Genomic DNA, 2,693 nt, shown 5'->3' with positions numbered 1-2,693 from the left:
CGCCACCAGCGCACTGCCAACCACCACGCCATCGGCATCCACCGCCATCGCCGCCGCACTGGCGGCGTCCTTGATACCGAAACCGGCCACCACCGGCACTTTCGCACCGGCCCGCAACAGCCGCAGGCGCTCGCCCGCGGCCGCACTGTCCAGTCGTTCGGAGGCACCGGTGACGCCGGCGAAACTCACGTAGTACAGGTACCCCTGCGCCGCTTCGCACAAGGCATCGAGACGGACCGGGCTGCTGGTCGGCGACGCCAGCAGGATCAGCGCCAAGCCGGCGGAAGTGAAGGCTGCCCGGATATCCTCGGCCTCTTCCGGGGGCAGATCCACCAGCAGCACGCCATCCACACCGGCGGCGACCGCCTCCTGTGCATAACGGACAGCGCCACGGATCTCGACCGGGTTGAGATAGCCCATCAGCACCACCGGCGTGGTCACATCGGTCTGGCGGAAGCGCGCCACCGTATCCAGCACATATTGCCGCCCAGCCCCGCGTGCCAGCGCCTGTTCGGAGCTGCGCTGGATCGTGGGCCCATCGGCCATCGGATCGGAGAACGGCACGCCCAGCTCGATCACATCGGCGCCGGCCTGGACCAGCGCATGCATCACCGGCACGGTCGCCTCCAGCGAAGGATCGCCGGCGGTGATGAAAGGAATCAGCGCCTTGCGACCGGAGGCACGCAGGCGGGCGAAGCAGTCGTCAATTCGGGTTACGGACATCTCAGGCACATCCTTCAATCAGTTCAACCGCGTCCGGCTGGCCCCAGTAAAGCGGGGTCAGCAGACCATGGAGTGTTTCCAGGCGCAGGGCCACGCGGGCGGCGTTGCCGGTCCAGGTGGCGCAATCCCCTTCCGGTGATACACACGCGGCGGACGCCGTCGCCGCCCGCGGTGTCGCAGAAGGCGTGCACGCCGTCAATGCCACGGCCAGGCCGATCAGCAACGGAGCTCGCATCGCGGCGGCTCTCACAGCACCAGCCCCTCACGCGCGGCGATAGTGTGCACATCCTTGTCGCCGCGGCCGGACAGGTTGCACAGCACCAGCGCATCCTTGGGCAGTTCGCGTGCCAGTTTGATCGCCTGCGCCACCGCATGGCTGGATTCCAGCGCCGGCAGGATGCCCTCGGTACGGGTCAGGCGATGGAAGGCGGCCAGCGCTTCCTCGTCGGTGATGCCCACGTACTGGGCGCGACCGGTGTCGGCCAGGAACGCATGCTCCGGACCGACGCCCGGGTAATCCAGACCGGCGGAAATCGAATGGGTTTCGGTAATCTGGCCATCGTCATCGCACAGCACATAGGTGCGATTGCCGTGCAGCACACCCGGCCGACCGGCCGATATCGACGCGGCGTGGCGACCCGTAGCGATGCCATCACCGCCCGCCTCGGCACCGTAGATCTTCACTTCAGGATCGTTGAGGAAGGCGTGGAACAGGCCGATGGCGTTGGAGCCGCCGCCAACGCAGGCGGTGATCGCGTCGGGCAGGCGGCCGTAATCCTCCAGCATCTGCGCGCGCGCCTCGCGCCCGACAATCGCATTGAAGTCGCGCACCATGCGCGGATAGGGGTCCGGACCGGCCACGGTGCCGATGATGTAGAAGGTGTCGCGCACATTGGTCACCCAGTCGCGCATCGCCTCGTTGAGCGCATCCTTGAGCGTGGCCGAACCGCTGCTCACCGGCACCACCGTCGCCCCGAGCAGCTTCATCCGGTAGACGTTGATCTTCTGCCGCTCGATATCGGTGGCCCCCATGTAGACCACGCACTCGATGCCCAGCCGCGCGGCCACCGTCGCCGAGGCCACACCGTGCTGGCCGGCGCCGGTCTCGGCGATGATGCGGGTCTTGCCCATGCGCGCGGCCAGCAGCGCCTGGCCGATGGTGTTGTTGATCTTGTGCGCGCCGGTGTGGTTGAGGTCCTCGCGCTTGAGCAGGATCTGCGCACCGCCCACATCGCGACTCAGACGCTCGGCATGGTAGATCGGACTCGGCCGGCCAACGTAGTGTTTCAGATCCTTGTCGTAGGCGGCGATAAAGGCCGGATCAACCCGCGCCTGGTCGTAAGCGGCGGCCAGCTCCTGCAGCGGGCCAACCAGCGTTTCGGCGACAAAACTGCCGCCATAGCGGCCGAAGTGGCCCCGGGCGTCCGGGAAGGCGTGGAAATCGTCGATCGGCGAGGCGGTCATGGCAATCACGGCAACAAGGAACAGGACTGCAATCTAGCCCAGCCAAGCTGACATGAATATCGATAAATCCTGATTCATGTGTTAGAAAAACTCACATGAAAAAACAGCAGGACAGTCGTTTCTCACGACAAAAACGCCCGAAGGGTGGCGCAGGGCCGGCTTTTGCTCCTGCAAAACCGGCATTCCCGCCATCCGTGGCGGTCAGACGTGCGCCATGAAAGACGATCGCGCCCTGCCCTCACTCAATGCCTTGCGTGCTTTCGAGGCCGCCGCACGGCTGCGCAGCGTCAGCTTGGCCGCAGCGGAACTGCACGTCACCCACGGCGCGGTCAGCCGCCAGTTGCGGGCACTGGAAGAGGAGCTGGGGCTGGCCCTGTTCGAACGCGATGGCCGTGGCATCCGCCCCAGTGCCGCAGGTCATCGCCTGCTCGAGGCCAGCTCGGCGGCCTTTGCGCAGATCAGTGACTGCGCGGCGGCGCTGCGCCGGCCACAACGCGACGCGGCGT

3 protein-coding genes are annotated in these 2,693 nt (G+C 66.5%); 1 reads left to right on the top strand and 2 read right to left on the bottom strand.

Features of this window, described 5'->3' with window-relative positions; genetic code table 11:
* On the bottom strand, positions 1-723 hold a 723-nt coding region (gene trpA, locus JCM9942_RS13595), incomplete at its 3' end, for a tryptophan synthase subunit alpha (RefSeq protein WP_054660340.1).
* A gap of 246 nt (positions 724-969) precedes the next feature.
* Positions 970-2,187 carry a tryptophan synthase subunit beta gene (trpB, locus tag JCM9942_RS13590; RefSeq protein WP_054660338.1) on the bottom strand — a complete coding sequence of 406 codons (1,218 nt, stop codon included), beginning with the start codon at positions 2,185-2,187 and terminating at the stop codon, positions 970-972.
* Between the two features lie 214 nt (positions 2,188-2,401).
* Between trpB and JCM9942_RS13585 the strand changes: the two genes are divergently transcribed.
* The coding region (locus tag JCM9942_RS13585) for a LysR family transcriptional regulator (protein ID WP_157722930.1) at positions 2,402-2,693 on the top strand (292 nt) is incomplete at its 3' end.

Source organism: Stenotrophomonas pictorum JCM 9942, assembly GCF_001310775.1.
In the GTDB taxonomy this organism is placed as follows: domain Bacteria; phylum Pseudomonadota; class Gammaproteobacteria; order Xanthomonadales; family Xanthomonadaceae; genus Stenotrophomonas; species Stenotrophomonas pictorum.
The sequence above is the reverse complement of the archived record's forward strand: the minus strand, read 5'-3'. Positions and strand labels throughout refer to the sequence as shown.

What these genes read in the sequence shown, in the direction of transcription:
- trpB (WP_054660338.1), bottom strand. Translation starts at nt 2,187, where the DNA reads ATGACCGCCTCGCCGATCGACGATTTCCACGCCTTCCCGGACGCCCGG.